Origin of the sequence: Pseudoalteromonas sp. Z1A6 (assembly GCF_011378745.1) — a bacterium.
In the GTDB taxonomy this organism is placed as follows: Bacteria; Pseudomonadota; Gammaproteobacteria; order Enterobacterales; family Alteromonadaceae; genus Pseudoalteromonas; species Pseudoalteromonas arctica.
In genome coordinates, this window is sequence record NZ_WTKW01000444.1 from 1 (window position 1) to 2,881 (window position 2,881).

The 2,881-nt window shown below is 41.7% G+C and carries 1 protein-coding gene; it reads left to right on the plus strand.

Going from position 1 to position 2,881, the window contains the following annotated elements; all coding sequences use genetic code 11:
* Positions 1–211: 211 nt before the first annotated feature.
* Positions 212–2,788: an exo 1,3/1,4-beta-D-glucan glucohydrolase gene (locus GQR46_RS18285; protein WP_165741938.1), complete on the plus strand. Its 2,577-nt coding sequence runs from the start codon at positions 212–214 to the stop codon at positions 2,786–2,788.
* Positions 2,789–2,881 lie beyond the last annotated feature (93 nt).

The following is a 2,881-nucleotide window of genomic DNA, read 5'->3' on the forward strand; positions in this document are numbered from 1 at the left end:
TAAATTTTGCTTTTATTTATAGTTTATAAATTGCATTGATGGAAGCGCTTCCATATTTAATTTGATTAATCACTAAGGATGGTATTTAATAACTTTAAGGAAGCGCTTCCATATTTAGATTAGTGGCTATTGTTAAGCAGGTCAATAGTTAAATTTAAATAACAAATAGGCGTTTCACAAAAACACACTGACACAACACAGGGCTATAAAAATGAAAAAAAGCTTAAACACTAACAGGTTACGCATGCTCCCCATTTTAATAGGGGGGTTATGCGTTTTAAGTGCGTGTAATAAACAAGAGGTTAACGCTAATAATAGCCAAGGCGCCGTAGCCAAAAAGGCTGAGCATGAGCAAGGTGATTTATCACTTTGGCCAACGCTTAAAAGTAAGGTAGTGAAAACGCCTGAAATTGAAAATACAATTGCACAGTATTTAAAAACAATGACGCTTGAGCAAAAAGTAGCGCAGATGATCCAACCTGAAATTCGCGATATAACCGCTGCAGACATGCGCAAATATGGTTTTGGTTCGTATTTAAATGGCGGTGGCTCGTTCCCGAATGCTAATAAGCATGCAACGCCTGCAGATTGGATAACGCTTGCTGAAAGCATGTATCAGGCATCAGTTGATGACTCAATTGATGGCAGTAAAATTCCGACCATGTGGGGCACCGATGCAGTACATGGCCATAATAATGTGATTGGGGCGACGTTATTTCCGCACAATATTGGTTTAGGTGCTGCTAATAACCCCGCATTAATTGAGCGAATTGCAGCAGCTACTGCAATAGAAGTAATGGCAACAGGGATCGATTGGGTATTTGCACCGACTGTTGCGGTTGTGCGCGATGACCGATGGGGCCGAACGTACGAAGGCTACTCAGAAGACCCTGCAATTGTACGTGAATATTCAGCCGCAATTGTAAACGGACTACAAGGCAGAGCCGATGAAGACTTTTTAAGTGACAAACGCGTAATTAGTACTGTTAAGCACTTTTTAGGCGATGGCGGCACGGTAGATGGTGACGATCAGGGTGACAACATTGATAGCGAAGAGACGTTATATAACATTCATGCGCAAGGTTATATTGGCGGCCTAACCGCAGGTAGTCAGTCGGTTATGGCATCGTTTAATAGCTGGAATGGTAAAAAAAATCACGGCAATAAATACCTACTTACTGATGTGTTAAAAACAAAAATGGGTTTTGATGGCTTTGTTGTAGGAGATTGGAACGGACACGGACAAGTTGCAGGCTGTACAAATGAAAGTTGCCCGCAGGCTGTTAATGCGGGGCTTGATATTTTTATGGTACCAACGGATGCTTGGAAGCCACTTTATGAAAATACAATTAAACAAGTAAAAGCGGGCACAATAACAATGGCGCGAATAGATGACGCCGTGGCACGTATTTTACGCGTTAAATTACGTGCGGGTTTATTTGATAAACCAAGCCCCGCAAATCGAAAATATTCAGGTAAATTAGAACTAATAGGTGCGCCAGCACATCGCGATATTGCCCGCCAAGCGGTACAAGAGTCGCTAGTACTGCTTAAAAACAACAACCATTTATTACCGCTTAACCCATCAAGCAACATCCTGATTGCAGGCGATGCGGCTGATAACATTGGCAAGCAATCGGGTGGTTGGAGTATTACGTGGCAGGGAACTAATAATCAAAATGCAGATTTTCCTGGAGCAACGTCTATTTATGCGGGGCTAAAAACGCAAATAGAGGCTGCTGACGGTAACGCTATTTTAAGCCCAACGGGTGAGTTTAATACCAAACCCGATGTAGCCATTGTTGTATTTGGCGAAGAACCATACGCAGAGGGACATGGCGATAAAGACAACCTTGAGTTTGAACGTAACAATAAACGTTCTCTTAAAATATTAAAAACATTAAAGCAGCAAGGTATTGCGGTGGTATCGGTGTTTATATCGGGCAGACCAATGTGGGTTAACAGCGAGCTAAACGCGTCAGATGCATTTGTAGCAGCATGGCTTCCTGGCACTGAAGGACAAGGCATTGCAGATGTTTTATTAGCGGATGCAAGTGGGCAGGTACAATACGACTTTAAAGGTAAGTTGTCTTTCTCGTGGCCTAAATCGCCACTACAAACCGCAGTAAATAAGGGCGATGCTGATTACTCACCATTATTACCCTATGGCTTTGGCTTAACGTATGAAGACGAAAGTACGCTTGGCAATAATCTAAATGAAGACTCAGGTGTTGATATTAGTAACCTTGCGCCGCTATCTATATTTAATGGCAGTTTTAAAACACCGTGGCGTTTGTTTTTAAATTCAAACAGCGAGCAGCACCAAGTAGCAAGTAACAGTGTAAAGCTCGGCGGCATTACTTATCGCACTGAAGACAAAGCGATTCAAGAAGATGCGATGCAATTTAATTTTGATGGTACTGCAGCCAGCCACATCGAAATTAATAGTAACTTTACCGAAGACAAAGTGGCCTACATTGAAGCAAATTCGGCCCTTAGCTTTAGCTATAAAGTAAACCAAACACCTAGCTCACAAACATACCTTGCAATGAAGTGCGAACAAGGCTGTGGTGGCGAGCTTGATATTACCAATGAGCTTAAAAATGCGACTTTAAATACATGGCAAACTATGAGTATAGATTTAACGTGTTTTGCTAAAAAGGGCGTTGATTTTGCCAGAGTAACCAGCCCTTTTATTATTAAAACAGCAGGAGAACTTAGCGTTTCAGTTGCAGATATTAGCTTTGAACCACAAAGCGCTGAAACAGCAAAAATAAAGTGTGAGTAGTAGAGTGCTTATAAGTTGAGTTTATTGTGTGTTGTCTCAAAGCCCTAAGGGCGTGTTGATCTTTGTGGATTGAAATTTGTTCAATCTAGGGGC

What these genes read in the sequence shown, in the direction of transcription:
- GQR46_RS18285 (WP_165741938.1), top strand. Translation starts at nt 212, where the DNA reads ATGAAAAAAAGCTTAAACACTAACAGGTTACGCATGCTCCCCATTTTA.